A 15,485-nucleotide genomic window follows, 5' to 3' on the forward strand; every position below is an offset into this window, starting at 1 on the left:
AGAGGCATGTTCCACGAAAGCGTCGCTGGTCTTTTCCGAGGGGGCCTTTCCGTGCGGCTGAGGACTAGCCGGAAACCGGCTGCATGCTTTCTGCGGAGGCGTGGTGCTCCGGCTTTTCGCCGGGCATCCGCCCGGACACCTCGGCGAGTCGTTCGTCGAGATAGCGGGCCGAGGAATTGAGCCGCCACAGCGCCCCGCGGGCGATTCCCCGGCGCATGTACTCCGACGGCGCGGACGGTTTCACGATGTTGTGGAACCAGCCGGCCGCGTGCTGGGAGTCCACGGTGATGTGCAGCCGGTGGTAGACGATTCCCACCTCGGGCAGGCCGAGGCGCTCCCACGCGCTCACCACCTGCACGAACCGGTCCGGCACCAGCCATTCGGTCATGCCCAGGAAGCCGACGGCCTCCGGATAGCGGTGGCGGTACCGGCTGAGGAGCACCGCGAGGTTCCCGCTCAGCAGGGCGGTGGCGGTCAGCGACTCCTCCAGCTCCCGCTGGGACACCTCGAACACGTCGAATATCTGGTTGAAGAGATGGGTGTGGACCTCCGCGGGCTTCCCGTTCCCCATCTCGTCCCAGAAGTTGCCCGCGATCTCCATTTTCGCGGGGCCGGAGGTGCCCACCTGCATCAGGGCCAGCAGGTCGTCGAACCGGCCGTCGACGACCGACTCCTGGATCATGTACGTGCGCACATCCGCCGCCGTCGCGTGATGGCGGATGAAATCCATGTAGTACGGGTGCTTGAACACGCGGTGGCGCCGCGCCCGGTCCTTGAGCCAGGACAGGTACGCGCCGGGCTCGGCGGGCAGATCCTCCAGCAGCGTGCCGTCCAGCTGCCGGTCCTCGCCCTCCAGCGTCGCCCGTTCCAGGAGCCGGGTCACCTCGTGGACCGCGGTCGAGCCCTCCGCGGTCGGTTCCTCGGGGATGCGCAGGATCAGGTTGTAGATGCGGGAAAGCAGGAGCTGCTGGTGGTAGAAGCCCTCGGAATCGCCGGCGAGTGCGGCGCCGTTCAGTTCCGCGACCGCCGCCAGTATTCGGGTGCGTTCCTTTCCGGCGAATCCACGATCCACCTCGTCGGCCGGTTTCGACAGCCAGCCGGAGACTTCCTCGACCAGCGCTGACGAGTCGTACACGGGACCCACTCCTTCGGGTTCGGGCGTCATGTCACGGAAGGTGCATACGGTGATTCCCGGCCAGATTTACGGTGCGATGAAGGTGTGGCCGCAAATCGTCTTGCCTCGGCCGTCGATCACCGGATGCATAAAGACTCGCAGGTGCCGGTGGCATCTGTGTGGCGGGGCGGTGGCGCGGGTTTTGGGTGGCCGGAACCTCACCTTTCGCCGTGTCGCCGCGAGCCCGATCCGTGTCGTACGCAGTGATCATCGTGATCGCAGGGGATCTTCGACGGGAGACGTCAATGGCGACGCAGGCGGAAGGTTTGGAATTTCTTTTACTCGGCCCGTTGTGTGTGAGGAGCGAGGGAAGGGAAGTGCTCGTTCCCGCCGCGAAGTTGCGGATCGTTCTGGCGGCGATGCTGCTGCACGCCAACCAGACGGTCACCGCGGACGAACTGGTCCGGCACCTGTGGGGCGAGAACCCGCCCAAAGGTGCCCACATCACTGTGCGGTCCTACGTCATGCGACTGCGCCGCACACTGCTTCCGTGCCGGGACCGGACGCCGGAGCCGATCCGCACCGTCCCCGGCGGCTACCTCCTGACCGCCGACGACTCCCAGCTGGACCTGCTGCGCTTCCGCGGCGCGCTGGCGGCGGCCCAGCGCGCCGCCGGCGACGGCGACCACGCGCGACGGGGCACGCTGCTGCGCGAGGCGCTGGGCCTGTGGAACGGGCCCGCGCTGTCCGACGTGCCCTCCGACTCCCTGCACCGCGACTTCGTGCCGGGACTCACCGAACTCCACCACAGCGCGCTGGAGCAGCGCATCGACCTCGACCTCGAACGCGGGGCGCACCGTGAGGTCGTCGCCGAACTGCACGACGTGGTGCGGACCTCCCCGTGGCGGGAACGGTTCTGGGCGCAGCTCATGCTGGCGCTCTACCGGCAGGGCCGGCAGGCCGAGGCGCTCGACGCGTACCAGCGGATCGCCGAGCGGCTGCGCACCGAACTCGGCATCGCCGTCGGTTCGGAGCTGCGGCGGCTGCACCAGCGCATCCTCGCGGGCGACCCGGCGCTGGACCTGCCCGTCCGCGCCGCCGCGCCCGCCTTCGCCGCTCCGGTCGCGGGCCGGGTACCGCGCGAACTGCCCGCCGATCCGCAGGACTTCGTCGGGCGCCACGCCCAGCTCGGCCAGCTGCGCGAACTGCTGACCGCGCCGGACCGGAGCGACGGCGCGGTCACGGTCGGCGTGGTGGACGGCATGGCGGGCGTCGGCAAGACCGCATTCGCCGTGCACCTCGCCCACCAGCTCGCCCCGCACTTCCCCGACGGTCAGCTCTTCGTCGACCTCCAGGGGTTCGCGCAGCCCCGGCCCGCCGTCCGGCCGGCCGCCGTGCTGGGCATACTGCTGCGGTCGCTGGGCGTGCCGGGGCCCGAACTGCCGTCCGGCACGGGCGCCCGCGCGTCGTTGTTCCGCGGTCTGACGCGGCACCGGCGGATGCTGCTGGTGCTGGACGACGTCGTGGACGAGGCGCAGATCCAGCCGTTGCTGCCGCTCGCGCCGGGCTGCCGGGCCCTCGTGACCAGCCGCTGCCGGCTGGCCCGGCTGGACCGGTCGTCGCTGCTCACCCTGGACCTCCTCGCCCCGGGCGAGGCCTCCCGGCTGTTCACGGACGTCGTCGGCGCGCGCCGTATCGGGGCCGAACCGGTCCACCTGATCGAGGCGGTCGTCGAACAGTGCGGGCGGCTGCCGCTGGCCCTCAAACTCGCCGGCGCCCGGCTGCGGGCCCGCCCCGGCTGGAACCTCAGCCATCTGGCGGAACGTCTCTCCTCGGGCCCCTCGTCCGGTGCCTACGGCATCGCCCGCTCGCTCCAGCTCTCGTATCTGCGGCTGTCGGCCCCGCAGCGACGGATGCTGCACCGCCTCGCGCTGCGCAAGGAGCGGGACATCGACAGCCAGGCGGCCGCGCCGCTCGCCGGGGTCACGCCCGGCGAGGCCGAGACCCTGCTGGAGGGCCTCGCCGACGCCAATCTCCTCCAGGAGCCGACCCCGGGCCGGTACCGGCTGCACCATCTGGTGCAGACCTTCGCCGCCCATCAGGAGGCCGCCTGACGGGCGGTGATCAGCGGCCCCGCCCCCGACCGCCCCGCTCCCGACCGCCGCGGCCGGGGGCGGGGCCGCCCGCGCCCGGGGACGCGGGGGCCCGCGGCGGCCTCGGCCGTCGGAGCCGGAGGGACTGTGGGGTCCACGGTCTTGTGCGCACCGGCTCCTCGGCGAACGCCGAGTTCCGCGTGACATGAGCACGGTCCGCGTCGGCGTGGCATGAGCGAACGGTGTCGTTCGGGCAGACCGACTGTCACAATCGGTGCCGGTCGCATCACCTGGTCCACATAGCTGGTGGTGGCGGTGTCGCAGGGCGTCCGGATCTCTGTCGGCCACCCGCCGGAATGCAGCCGGGCAACCGGACAAGGGGGGTCTCCTCACCAGAGAGGACCTAGGCCTCTCGTTCGGATCATTCCGGCGTCGCGGGGTCCGGCACGCGCCTGTGCGGCGTTGTCGTCGGTTGCCGGGGCTCCGCCCTGGCGTCCTCCTCCGCCTCGCAGCCGCACGCACCGGACCCCGCTCGGGTCGGTCGAAGACGCACCGCGCCTCCCGGCCGGCCCGATCCAGACGAAAGACCCTAGGGCCGGGGGCATGGTGCCGTTGGACGGGGCATGCTCCGTGGGCGTGTTGCCCGGTGCGCAGCGGGCGGGCGCGGTGACCGATCCGTGAGAGGGGAGTGGTGATGGATCCGATCTCAGCAGCCGCGCTGGCGGCTCTGGCAGGGGGTATCGGTGGTGAGGCCGGCCGACAGGCGTGGGCGGCGTTGGGTGCGCTGATCCACCGCCCGTTCCGCCGCGCCGGGGCCGACGACGAGGCCGGTGCGCTCGTGGTGAGTTCCGGTGAGGCCGAGCTCACAGCACTGACGCAGAATCCCGGCGAGTTGGAGCGGGCCCAGCGATTGAGTACGGCCCTTGCCGTGCGCGCCGCGCTCAACGCGGAGTTCCGCCTCGCACTGGAGAACTGGTGGCAGCAGGCGCAGTCGGTGCGTACCAGTGAGGGTGCGGTGTCGAACCAGGTCAGCGGGGGCACCCAGTACGGCCCCGTCGTCATGGGCAGGGACTTCTCCGGTCTCACCATCACCGCCCACGGCTCGGCCGCTCCTCGTGCGGTGCCCGCCGACACGCACGGACCGACGCCCCCTGCCCCAGGTGGCGCGGCGCCTTCCGCCGCGGCCGGCGCGCAAGAGGATTGAACCGGCGTCGCCGACGGGAACCGGCTCACGGCCTCCCGGCGAGGCGACGCTGCAGTTCGGCGTGGCGGAGCTGGTACGTGGCGCCGACCTGCCGCAGCACTCCCCGCCGATGTGCGTCCGCGAGGAACGGCATCAGCCGCCATGGCACCTGGCCGCGCAGGGCGAGCCAGCATCGGGCGAGCGTGAACGATCCGTACCTGGCCTGGAGAAAGCCCCAGGCCAGGCCCGTCGCCACCCCGTCGGCCACCCCGGCCAGGGCCCCCCGCCACGGCCCCAGAATCGATCCGATGACGAGGGAAGCGGCGATGCCGATGGCGAGGCCGCCCGCCATCGCGGTGGTCCAGAACGTGCCGCGGTCCTGGTCCAGTACGGTCTGCGGATCAGCCGCGGCTGTCGCCGGGGCCGGCTTGGCCTCCAGCCCCGCGCCGAAGGAACCGCCGACGGCTCCCACCAGGCCCGACAGCAGCCCGTCGAGCAGGCCGGCCTGAAGAGTTACCGCGATCCCGAGGGCGAGACCGCCGCCCAGGCCGGTGAGGATGCCGAGCGGTGACCAGCGGAGTCCTCGCGCCGGAAGGCGGCTGTGGCCCAGGGTGACCACGCAGGCCGCGGCTATGGCGAACCCGACGCTGTTGACCCACGGCGCCGAGTCCCCCATCTCGGGCCGGCCGACGAACGCTCCGACGAAGGAAGCCGCGACACCGCCTGCCAGCCCAGCCCGGAAACCTCCGAGGAACCCGGGCACCAGGCCCAGAGCGAGTCCGCTGACGAGATACCCTGCCGGGCTTTCGATCCCGAGCATGGAGCGGATGCCGAGGCCGAACGTGGACCCGAGGAGGCTGCCGATCAGACCTCCTGCCAGCCCGCGGTTGAAACTCCCGGTGGGGGGACTCCACCGGCGGCCCGCCACCGCCACGGCGACGCCGACGATCATGCCGACCCCGAGCCACGCGCCGAACGGCATCACCACTCCGGCCGGCACCGCCACGAGGCCCACGGCGGCTCCGGCCAGAATCCTCGGCGCCGCGTCGGGGAGGTCCCACCATCTGAGGTCGGTGGTGCCTTGCCGGCGGTGCTCCAGGTCACGGGCGAGACAGGTCAGGAAGTGGGCTGCCTGCCCGCGCGTCCACCTGTACTTCGATCGTGAAGGCGTGGCCGTTCGGGCCGGGGGCGAAGTTCGCTGCCGCGCATAGGAGGCGGGGATGAAGGCGTCCAGCAGATGCGCCTGGATCGCGGCGGGGGTGGGGAACTCCGAGCGGTCCAGTAGTTCGACTGGATGGCCGACGAGGGCACGGCGCTCGTCCGTCGCGGGGTCCCGTTCGGCGCCCCGCGCTCGCTCCCTCGGGCGGCCGTCCGGCCCGGAGCGGCACGCGATGTCCTCCGCCGCGTCGGGCGAGGGGTTGTAAGCGACGCGGGCCAGGTACGCCATCAGTGGTGTCGTGAGCAGCCGGCTCAAGGGATGGGGGTCGTGCCCGGCGTCCAGCGCGGCAAATACTTCCTGCCAGCGGGCTTCGTTGGTCGGCCCGCCGGCGGAGTCCCGTAAGTACGATGCGACGGTGTCCAAGTCCAGCGCCTCGATCTCGACGCCCGCTGCGCCGGTCACTCTCACCTCGGGTCCGCTGCGGGGCCGGACGGTGGTGGCGAAGGCGGCGCTGCGCGAGCTGAGGACCATCGCGAGGTTCGGGCGGGGGCCGAGGGTGTCGTTGATCCTGGCGATCGCACGGCCTCGGACGCCGTCGGGGATCTCATCCAGTCCATCCAGCACCAGCATGATCCAGCCGGCGTCCAGGAGTTCCCGTCCCTTGCTGGATCCCGTTCGTCCGGGATCGCCGAGCCATGGATAGTCGATGCCCAGCCGCTGTTCCAGCCACAGATCCAGTTCCTCCCGATCCGGGTCCCACGAGGCGAGTGGGACAAGCACGGGTACCGGGTCGCCGTGGCGGCGGTGCGCGAGCAGGTCCAGCACCAGCCGCATCAGCAGCACACTCTTGCCGGACCCCGGTTCCCCGAGCACGACCAGGCGCCCCGTGGGTACCCGGGACAACACCCCTACCAGCTCGCCGCCGCCCCCGGACAACGCCTCAGGCCCGGACGCCCAGTCGGACGGCGAAGCCGATGCCCAACCGATTCCGGTCGTAGCCAGCCGGACCAGCGAACGCCAGGGCTCCAAAAGCTCAGGGGCGGCGGGCCGCCATCGGACCGGAAGCGGATACGGATCGTTCAGCCGTCTCAGCGCCGCCTCCTCCCTCCACTGGCCTTTGACTGCCGACGCGAGGTCGTCCGCGGCCAGGGTCAGGCCCGGGTCACCGGCCGCCCTGCCCGGTGGAACCACGGCGGGGTTGATCGTGACGGGACCGTTGAAGTCCCGTACTTGGAAGACGGGACCGTACTGCGTGCCCCCGCTGACGCTGTTGTCGACATCCCCGTCGCCCGCTCGGCCCTCCCCTTGCGCATCCCGCTCCACGCGTGCCCCCTCACCCGCATGTCCCTGCCGCGCCTCGTACCCGCCTGACCACCGCGCACGCGGCTGACGCGTACAGAGCAGGTTACCCAGCCACTCCCAACACCGTGAGATACACGCCCACTTGACGGCCGGCTGGGGTCTGTTGAGCCGTCCGGCCCTGGTGCTGGTGGGCTCGCGTACTTCCGCCCTGCCAGAGGTACCGCGATCGGACTGAGCTCTGGACGGCCGCGCCAAGGCCGTAGTGCGTCGTACCTGATCAACACCGCAGGCTCTGCACGCGCTTCGGGCGTCGGAGCCGGACTCCGAACGGCCATCCCGAGGACGATGGTCACTGTCCGGGGCCATTGCCCAGGGAATCGTGGAATCGCCCGCTCACGCTGTTCAGTGTGCGCGGGTACGGTCCATTTCGATGTGGAACCTGCGGGACCTCAGAGCCGGCGGGACTTCAGGGCCATGTGCAGCAGCAGGCGGTCCTCGCCGTCGTCCAGGTCCAGCCCCGTCAGCCGCTCCACCCGTGACAGCCGGTAGTACAGCGTCTGCCGGTGGATCCCCAGCTCCGCCGCCGCCCGCCCCGCCTGCCCGGCGCAGTCGAGGAACACCTCGGCGGTACGGGCGAGGTCGCGGTGCGCGGGGGAGAGCAGCTCACGCACGGCGGGGTCGTGCGCCGTCCTCGGAGGCAGCGCGGTGAGCAGGCGGTACGGGCCGATCGAGGCCCAGGAGGCCACGGGGCCCAGGCGCGGCTCGGCCAGCGCGGCCCGGGTCGCGGCGGTGGCCTCCCGCCAGGCGGCACCCAGCTCGGCGAGGGCGCGCCGGGCCACGGCGACACCGGCCGCGGATCCGCCGCCGGGAGCCGGTCCGCCGCCGGGCGCCGCGCGCTCCAGCAGCCGGGCCGCCGCCGTCAGGGCCGGGGCCGGAGCGTCCGGTGAGCGCAGACGGACCAGCAGGGCCAGGCTCTGCCCGGTCGTTCCCCACGGCACCGTGCACCGGGCCACCGCGCCCGGCACCGTACGCACCGAGGGGGCGTCGTCCGGGTCGGCCGACGGCCACGGCGCCACGCACACCACCGTGTGCACCGCCTCCGCCCGTTCGCCCAGCCCCGTCCGCAGCTCCGCGATCGCCATGTCCCGCCGCCAGCCGTCCTGCGCGGTCAGTACCGCCCGCAGCTCGCGGGTCAGGTCCGCGCGGTCCCGCACCTCGTCGACGAGCAGCGCGCCGATCCGCCCCGTCACCTCCATCGCCGCCGCGAGCTGCCGCTCGGTCGGGCCCGGGTCGCCGTCCAGCAGCCACACATAGCCGAGCACGACACTCCGATGGCGCACCGGCAGACAGATTCTTCCCCGGTACACCCCCGCCTCCGGGGTCGGCGGGATGCGGACCGGACCGGTCGCCCGGGTGATGCCGAACCCCTCGAACCAGGCCCGGACCGCGGCGGTGGAACGACGGGTGAGGATCGACCGGGTGCGCACCGGGTCCAGCGCGGAGGCGTCCAGCTCCTCGTCGCTGTCGTAGGCGCCGAAGGCGATCAGCTCGAAGTCCCGGTTCTCCAGCGTCGCGGGGGCACCGAGGAGCGCGGAGATCTCGTCGACGAGGTCCTGGTAGTCACCCCGGTGGTCGTCGCGGTGCTCGCTCCGGTGGTCGTCGCGGTGCTCCCCGCGGTGCTCGGCCCGGTGGTCGTCGCCGGGACCGCCGCCGGGTCCGTCACCGGGGCCGTCGGGGTCACTCGCGCGCTCACTCCTGCGGTCCGCCGTCACCTCGTCATTGTCCCGCAGCGGCGGCCGCCCTTCATACATCTGTCTGAGATCCGGGGCACGGATGCGTGACAGCTGTCGATGGCCGGGGAAGGCGGACATCCCTAGGTTTCACCGTGGTTCCCCGTGCCGTACCCGGACCGTCGGACACGGCCCGGACACGACCCCCGGCGTAAGTCCTACGCGTGTCCTACGAGCGTTCCAGTGGAGGTGGCCCGTGCTGGGTCCCGTGATTCTCGCCGCGTCGCGCAGCGACCGACTGCGCCGGCTGGTCTCGGCCGCCCCGGTGACCCGGCCGGTCGTCGACCGGTTCATCCCCGGGGAGAGCGTCGACGACATCGTGCCGGTCGTCCGCGAGCTCACCGGCAAGGGGCTCGAACTCACCATGGACGTCGTCGGCGAGGACATCACCACGCCCGAGCAGGCCGCCGCCGCGCGTGACGCGTACCTGGAGCTCATCGACCGGCTGAAGCCGATGGAACTGGGCCGGCGCGCCGAGATGTCCGTCAAGCTGTCGATGTTCGGCCAAGCGCTGCCCGGCGGGCACGAACTGGCGCTGGCGAACGTCCGCCCCGTCGTCGAGGCCGCCGCCGAGATCGGCACGACCGTCACGCTGGACGCCGAGGACCACACCACCCTCGACTCGATGTTCGCCGTCCACGAGGAGCTGCGGCGGGACTTCCCGCAGACCGGCTGCGTCATCCAGGCGTACCTGTTCCGCACCGGGGCCGACGCCCGCCGGCTCGCCGCGAGCGGCAGCCGGGTGCGGCTGGTCAAGGGCGCGTACAAGGAGCCCGCCTCGGTCGCGTACCAGGACCGGCACGAGATCGACAAGGCGTACGTCCGCGTGCTGCGGACGCTGATGGAGGGCGAGGGCTACCCGATGGTCGGCTCGCACGACCCGCGCCTCATCGCCGTCTCCCAGGAACTGGCCCGGCGCGCGGGACGCAAGCTGGACGAGTACGAGTTCCAGATGCTCTACGGCATCCGGAGCGAGGAGCACCTGCGGCTGGCCGCCGAGGGCCACCGCATGCGGGTGTACACCGCGTACGGCACGGACTGGTACGGGTACTTCATGCGGAGGCTGGCGGAGAAGCCCGCCAACCTGCGGTTCTTCGCCAGGAGCATGGTCGGCAGGGGCTGAGCCCGACTCGCTCCCTTCCCGCCCCCGCCCTCCTCCCGCCCCCGCCCCGACAACACCGCTCACACAAGGAGTTACGGAAACCATGGACGCTGTGACCCGGGTCCCCGCCCCCGTCAACGAGCCGGTGCACGGCTACGCCCCCGGTTCGCCCGAGCGGGCCCGACTGGAGGCCGCTCTCAAGGAACTCGCCGAGAACCCGAGGGAGCTGCCCTGCACCATCGGCGGCGAGAAGCGGATGGGCGGCGGCGAGCCCTTCGACGTCGTCCAGCCGCACCGCCACAAGGCCGTTCTCGGCACGTTCCGGCACGCCTCGCGCCAGGACGCGCAGGACGCCGTCGACGCGGCGCTGGCCGCCGCGCCGGGCTGGCGCGCGCTCTCCTTCGACGACCGCGCCGCGATCTTCCTGCGCGCCGCCGAACTGCTCGCCGGCCCCTGGCGCGAGAAGCTGGCCGCCGCGACGATGCTCGGGCAGTCCAAGACCGCCCAGCAGGCCGAGATCGACAGCCCCTGCGAGCTCGTCGACTTCTGGCGCTTCAACGTGCACTACGCGCGCGGCATCCTCGCCGAGCAGCCGCCGGCCAACTCCCCGGGCGTGTGGAACCGCATGGACCACCGCCCGCTGGAGGGCTTCGTCTACGCGATCACCCCGTTCAACTTCACCGCGATCGCCGGCAACCTGCCGACCGCGCCCGCGCTGATGGGCAACGTCGTCGTGTGGAAGCCGTCGCCGACGCAGACCCTCGCGGCCGTGCTGCTCATGGAGCTGCTGGAGGAGGCGGGCCTCCCCAAGGGCGTCATCAACCTGCTCACCGGTGACGGCGTCGAGGTCTCCGAGGTCGCCCTGCACCACCGCGACCTGGCCGGCATCCACTTCACCGGGTCGACCCCGACGTTCCAGTACCTGTGGAAGACGGTCGGCGGCAACATCGAGAAGTACAGGACGTACCCGCGCCTCGTGGGCGAGACCGGCGGCAAGGACTTCGTGGTCGCGCACCCGTCGGCGGACCGCGCGGTGCTCAAGACCGCGCTGACCCGCGGCTCCTTCGAGTACCAGGGGCAGAAGTGCAGCGCGACCTCGCGCGCGTACGTCCCGGCGTCGATCTGGAACAGCGGCTTCAAGGAGGAGTTCGCGGCCGAGGTCGACGGGCTCTCCATGGGCGACGTCACGGACCTGACCCACTTCCTCGGCGCGGTCATCGACGAGCGGTCCTTCGCCAAGAACAAGGCGGCGATCGACCGGGCGAAGGAGGACCCGGCCTGCACGATCGTGGCGGGCGGCACCTACGACGACTCGGTCGGCTACTTCGTCCGGCCGACCGTCATCGCGTGCACCGACCCGGAGAACGAGGTGTTCCGCACCGAGTACTTCGGCCCCGTGCTCGCCGTGCACGTGTACGAGGACGACGCGTACGACGAGATGCTCACGCAGATGGAGTCCGTGTCGGACTACGCGCTCACCGGGTCGGTCATCGCGGGCGACCGGGCGGCGGCCGCGTACACGATGGAGAAGCTGCGGTACGCGGCCGGCAACTTCTACATCAACGACAAGTCGACGGGCGCGGTCGTCGGCCAGCAGCCCTTCGGCGGCGGACGCGCCTCCGGCACCAACGACAAGGCGGGCGCGCCGCAGAACCTCATGCGGTGGACGTCGACCCGGGCCATCAAGGAGACCCTGGTCCCGCCGACGGACTACACCTACCCCCACATGGGCTGACCCCCGCCTCCGGCCGAGGGCGCCTCCTTCCCGGGGGCGCCCTCGGCGCGTGGGACGCGAACGTCCGGCGGAGTCATCCCGCTGTCGTGCGGACGCCGGGCAGGGCGTCGAAGGCCGCGGTGTCGGTGGTGAGCAGCGTGCGGGCCGTCGCGGCAGCCGTGGCGGCGATGATCAGGTCGTGCGCGCCACGCGGACTGCCCTCTCCGCGCACGTGGGCGAGGAGACGGGCATGGACCCCCGGTGTCGAAGACGGCGACGCCCACGGTGACGGCGACGCCGCCCTTGGCGGTGTAGGTCACGCGCATGCGGTGTCCGGACGCCGGTGGAGGCGGTCCGGGGTGCGCCTAGGGCCTCTCGTTCGGATCATTCCGGCGTCGCGGGGTTTGGCACGCGCCTCTGCGGCGTTGTCGTCGGTTGCCAGGGCTCCGCCCTGGCGCCCTCCTCCGCCTCGCAGCCGCACGCACCGGACCCCGCTCGGGTCGGTCGAAGACGCACCGCGCCTCCCAGCCGGCCTGATCCAGACGAAAGACCCTGGCGCTCGCTGTACCGCGGGGCCTTGCGGGCCTTCTTCGGACCGGCCTTCCTGCGCTCGACCGCACGGTCGTCGCGGCGCGGCGCCGGGGCCAGTGTGGCCGGTCGGCGGCCGCCTCTGGTGAGCACGACGGTTTCGCCGTGCTCGGCCCGGTCGAGTACGGAAGCGGAATTCCGGGAGACTTCAGTCGCCGTCATGGTCCTCATCCACTCAGATGATTCACCAGGTCACGGGTGGGTGAGCGCGGGCGCCGTCTCAGATAGTAGGAAGCCCAAGTAATTGTGCAGACACCTGGCTTCCCGTCCCTTATTTTTGTAGGAGCCGAACGTCTCGCTCGACCAAGCGAATGGCGGCTGTGAGCCGTGCCCGAGGCAGGTGATCCCTGCGGCACGCGTTCCCCGCTCCTTTTGGCGTCACGTCGTTCTCCCGTTTTCCCACCGCTGGCTGAGGAGTCGATTTCCCATGGCCGAGACGACCGCCCGCCGCCGCGTCCGTCACCCCCGTACGACGGACACCGACCGCAAGAACGCCGCCGCCGCCCTCCAGCGTGCCCTCGACCGCCGGGACAACGGCGGCCAGACGGGGCACTGAGCCCCGCCGCCCACCGCCTGTCGCCGGCCGCTCACGACCTCCGCGTCGTACGACGCCGGGCCGGCCGTGTCCGTCCCCACGGGCCGGCATGGACCGTCCGCACGGACTGTCCACACTGCGGACAGTCCGTGTCACGCTCTAAGACATGGCGTACCGTGACGCCATGTCTCGCAGCATCAATCTCGCAGTCATCCCCGGCGACGGCATCGGCCAGGAGGTCGTCGCCGAAGGCCTGAAGGTGCTCTCCGCCGTCCTTCCGCAGGATGTGAAGCTGGAGACCAAGGAGTACGACTTCGGTGCCCGGCGCTACCACGCCACCGGTGAGACCCTCACCGACACCGACCTCGAACAGCTCCAGACCCACGACGCCATCCTGCTCGGCGCCATCGGCGACCCGTCGGTGCCGTCCGGCGTCCTGGAGCGCGGCTTCCTGCTCAAGCTCCGCTTCGCCTTCGACCACCACGTCAATCTGCGGCCCTCCAAGCTGCTCCCGGGCGTGCAGACCCCGCTCGCCGGTCAGCCGGAGATCGACTTCGTGGTAGTCCGCGAGGGCACCGAGGGCCCGTACACGGGCAACGGCGGCACCATCCGCAAGGGCACCCCCCAGGAGGTCGCCACCGAGGTCTCCGTCAACACGGCCTTCGGTGTCGAGCGTGTGGTGCGTGACGCCTTCGCCCGGGCGCAGGCCCGCCCGCGCAAGAAGCTGGCCCTCGTCCACAAGAACAACGTGCTCGCCTTCGCGGGGCACCTGTGGACGAACGTCTTCAACAAGGTGGCCGAGGAGTTCCCCGACGTCACCACCGAGTACATGCACGTGGACGCGGCGACGATCTACCTCGTCACGCAGCCCGAGCGCTTCGACGTGATCGTCACCGACAACCTCTTCGGGGACATCATCACCGACCTGGCCGCCGCCATCTCCGGCGGCATCGGGGTCGCCGCCTCCGGCAACATCAACCCGAGCGGCACCTACCCCTCCATGTTCGAGCCGGTGCACGGCTCGGCGCCCGACATCGCGGGCCAGGGCAAGGCCGACCCGTCGGCCACCGTCCTGTCCGTCGCCCTCCTGCTGCGCCACCTCGGCCACGAGGCCGAGGCCGCGCGCATCGAGGAGGCCGTCTCCGCCGACCTCGCGGAGCGCGTGGGCGTGCCCGCCCGCTCCACGGCCGAGATCGGCGACGCCCTCGTCGCCCGAGTAGCCGGCTGACCCGCAGCCCTGCTCAACCCCCCTGTACACAGGGACGAGAAGGCCGCCGGGTCGCATCCGCACCCGGCGGCTTTTCCATGCCCTCGCCGGGTGCCACCATCTATCCACCTGGGCACGCCCAAGGGCCGCATTCACACCGTTTCGTCCACGGTTCCACGCTTGCGATAATCGAACGCGGAGCCGCGGCATGAGGGAATGCTCGGACGTCCTACCAACCGCCACGGGCGGTACGGACGTGAGCGCGGCCCGTCACACACGACCGGTGAAGGACAACCACTCATGACGACGCCCACGATCGAGCTCAAGCCCTCCGCACACCCGCTGCCCGTCGCCGAACGGGAGGCGGCCATGGCCAACCCCGGGTTCGGCCGCCACTTCACCGACCACATGGTGACCATCCGGTGGACCGAGGGACGCGGCTGGCACGACGCACAGCTCGTTCCCTACGGGCCCATCTCCCTCGACCCCTCCAGCCACGTGCTCCACTACGGCCAGGAGATCTTCGAGGGGCTCAAGGCCTACCGGCAGCCCGACGGCTCCATCGCCCTCTTCCGCCCCGAGGCCAACGCCCGCCGCTTCCGCACCTCCGCCCGCCGCATGGCCATGGCCGAGCTGCCCGAGGAGCTGTTCCTCGCCGCCCTGGACGCCCTGCTCTCCCAGGACTCGGCTTGGGTCCCGCCGCACGGCGGGGAGGAGTCGCTCTACCTGCGGCCGTTCATGTTCGCCTCCGAGACCGGACTCGGCGTCCACCCGGCCAACGAGTACCTGTTCATGCTGATCGCCTCCCCGTCGGGCGCCTACTTCGCCGGCGGCGTCAAGCCGGTCACCATCTGGGTCTCCGAGGACCACGTGCGCGCCGTCCCCGGCGGCACCGGCGACGCCAAGACCGGCGGCAACTACGCCGCCTCCCTGCTGCCCCAGGCCGAGGCCGCCGCGCACGGCTGCGACCAGGTCGTCTACCTCGACGCGGTGACCCGCACCAAGGTCGAGGAGTCCGGCAGCATGAACATCGCCTTCGTCTACGGCGACCGCATCATCACCCCGGCGCTGACCGGCTCCATCCTGGAGGGCATCACCCGCGACTCCCTCCTCACCGTCGCCCGGGACCTCGGCTACACCGCCGAGGAGGGCGTCGTCACCCTGCAGCAGTGGCGCGAGGACGCCGCCTCCGGCGCCCTCACCGAGGTGTTCGCCTGCGGCACCGCCGCCGTCGTCACCCCGATCGGCACGGTCCGCACCAAGAGCGGCGAGTGGACCCACGGCGACGGCACCCCCGGCACCGTGACCGCCCGGCTCCGCGAGGCCCTGCTCAGCCTGCAGCGCGGCGTCACCGAGGACACCCACGGGTGGATGCGCCGCATCGGCTGAACCGGCCGACCCGCGACCGACCCGCAGCCGGCCCCGGCGGGTCCCGCCTCCCCACAGGCGGGACCCCCGCGCCCGCATCCTGAGACGGCCGTGGGGCCGACGGCCGGACTGTGCCAAAATGCCCCCGTGCTCTCGTTCGCCATGATTATTGGCAGCAGGCGCGCCGGTCCGCAGTGACCGTCTCGTACGACCAGGTACGGGCGGACACCGTCGTCCTCGACCCGCGCGCAGACCTCTCGCACCCGCGAGGGGTTTTTCGTTTTTCCCGGCCCACCACCCACCGGGAAGAGAGCGCGAGGGACCCTGGAG

General features: G+C 71.7%; 11 protein-coding genes and 1 pseudogene. 7 read left to right on the forward strand and 5 right to left on the reverse strand.

The genetic code is table 11. The features are described 5' to 3' along the window. Positions 1 to 64 precede the first annotated feature (64 nt). Complete coding sequence (locus QFZ64_RS24640) at positions 65 to 1,135, reverse strand: iron-containing redox enzyme family protein (protein ID WP_307069219.1); 1,071 nt, start codon at positions 1,133 to 1,135, stop codon at positions 65 to 67. A 356-nt stretch (positions 1,136 to 1,491) separates the two neighbouring features. Here QFZ64_RS24640 and QFZ64_RS24645 point away from each other — a divergent pair, with 356 nt between their 5' ends. Both QFZ64_RS24645 and QFZ64_RS24650 read left to right on the forward strand, forming a co-directional pair. Further along, positions 1,492 to 3,228, forward strand: coding sequence for an AfsR/SARP family transcriptional regulator (locus tag QFZ64_RS24645; RefSeq protein WP_307069221.1), 1,737 nt, complete (start codon positions 1,492 to 1,494; stop codon positions 3,226 to 3,228). A gap of 673 nt (positions 3,229 to 3,901) precedes the next feature. Next, entirely contained in the window at positions 3,902 to 4,411 is a 510-nt protein-coding gene (locus tag QFZ64_RS24650) for a hypothetical protein (RefSeq protein ID WP_307069223.1), read from the forward strand. A 25-nt stretch (positions 4,412 to 4,436) separates the two neighbouring features. Here QFZ64_RS24650 and QFZ64_RS24655 read toward each other — a convergent pair whose 3' ends face one another. Continuing rightward, on the reverse strand, positions 4,437 to 6,452 hold the full coding sequence (locus QFZ64_RS24655) for an NACHT domain-containing NTPase (protein ID WP_307069225.1): 2,016 nt from the start codon (positions 6,450 to 6,452) through the stop codon (positions 4,437 to 4,439). An 848-nt stretch (positions 6,453 to 7,300) separates the two neighbouring features. Further along, positions 7,301 to 8,449 carry a helix-turn-helix domain-containing protein gene (locus tag QFZ64_RS24660; protein ID WP_307071853.1) on the reverse strand — a complete coding sequence of 383 codons (1,149 nt, stop codon included), beginning with the start codon at positions 8,447 to 8,449 and terminating at the stop codon, positions 7,301 to 7,303. Between the two features lie 388 nt (positions 8,450 to 8,837). Here QFZ64_RS24660 and QFZ64_RS24665 point away from each other — a divergent pair, with 388 nt between their 5' ends. Both QFZ64_RS24665 and pruA read left to right on the forward strand, forming a co-directional pair. Next, the gene (locus QFZ64_RS24665) at positions 8,838 to 9,764 is read left to right on the forward strand and encodes a proline dehydrogenase family protein (RefSeq protein WP_307069227.1); all 927 of its coding nucleotides are present in this window, start codon (positions 8,838 to 8,840) and stop codon (positions 9,762 to 9,764) included. Between the two features lie 82 nt (positions 9,765 to 9,846). Then, a complete protein-coding gene (gene pruA, locus QFZ64_RS24670; protein WP_307069228.1) occupies positions 9,847 to 11,478 on the forward strand; it encodes an L-glutamate gamma-semialdehyde dehydrogenase in 1,632 nt (543 codons plus the stop codon). A gap of 73 nt (positions 11,479 to 11,551) precedes the next feature. Here the strand turns inward: pruA and QFZ64_RS24675 are convergent, their stop codons facing one another. Further along, positions 11,552 to 11,689 (reverse strand): hypothetical protein, encoded by a 138-nt coding sequence (locus QFZ64_RS24675; protein ID WP_307069230.1) that lies wholly within the window; start codon positions 11,687 to 11,689, stop codon positions 11,552 to 11,554. 323 nt (positions 11,690 to 12,012) lie between these two features. Further along, positions 12,013 to 12,090: pseudogene (locus QFZ64_RS24680) on the reverse strand (30S ribosomal protein S9); the annotation flags it as partial. Between the two features lie 382 nt (positions 12,091 to 12,472). Between QFZ64_RS24680 and QFZ64_RS24685 the strand changes: the two are divergent. The 3 genes from QFZ64_RS24685 to QFZ64_RS24695 all read left to right on the forward strand — a co-directional run bounded on the left by QFZ64_RS24685 (position 12,473) and on the right by QFZ64_RS24695 (position 15,176). Continuing rightward, complete coding sequence (locus tag QFZ64_RS24685) at positions 12,473 to 12,601, forward strand: hypothetical protein (RefSeq protein ID WP_307069232.1); 129 nt, start codon at positions 12,473 to 12,475, stop codon at positions 12,599 to 12,601. A gap of 163 nt (positions 12,602 to 12,764) precedes the next feature. Further along, positions 12,765 to 13,808 carry a 3-isopropylmalate dehydrogenase gene (locus tag QFZ64_RS24690; RefSeq protein ID WP_307069233.1) on the forward strand — a complete coding sequence of 348 codons (1,044 nt, stop codon included), beginning with the start codon at positions 12,765 to 12,767 and terminating at the stop codon, positions 13,806 to 13,808. Between the two features lie 279 nt (positions 13,809 to 14,087). Next, positions 14,088 to 15,176: a branched-chain amino acid aminotransferase gene (locus tag QFZ64_RS24695; protein ID WP_307069235.1), complete on the forward strand. Its 1,089-nt coding sequence runs from the start codon at positions 14,088 to 14,090 to the stop codon at positions 15,174 to 15,176. The last annotated feature ends 309 nt before the right edge of the window (positions 15,177 to 15,485 follow it).

Source organism: Streptomyces sp. B3I8, assembly GCF_030816915.1.
Lineage (GTDB): Bacteria > Actinomycetota > Actinomycetes > Streptomycetales > Streptomycetaceae > Streptomyces.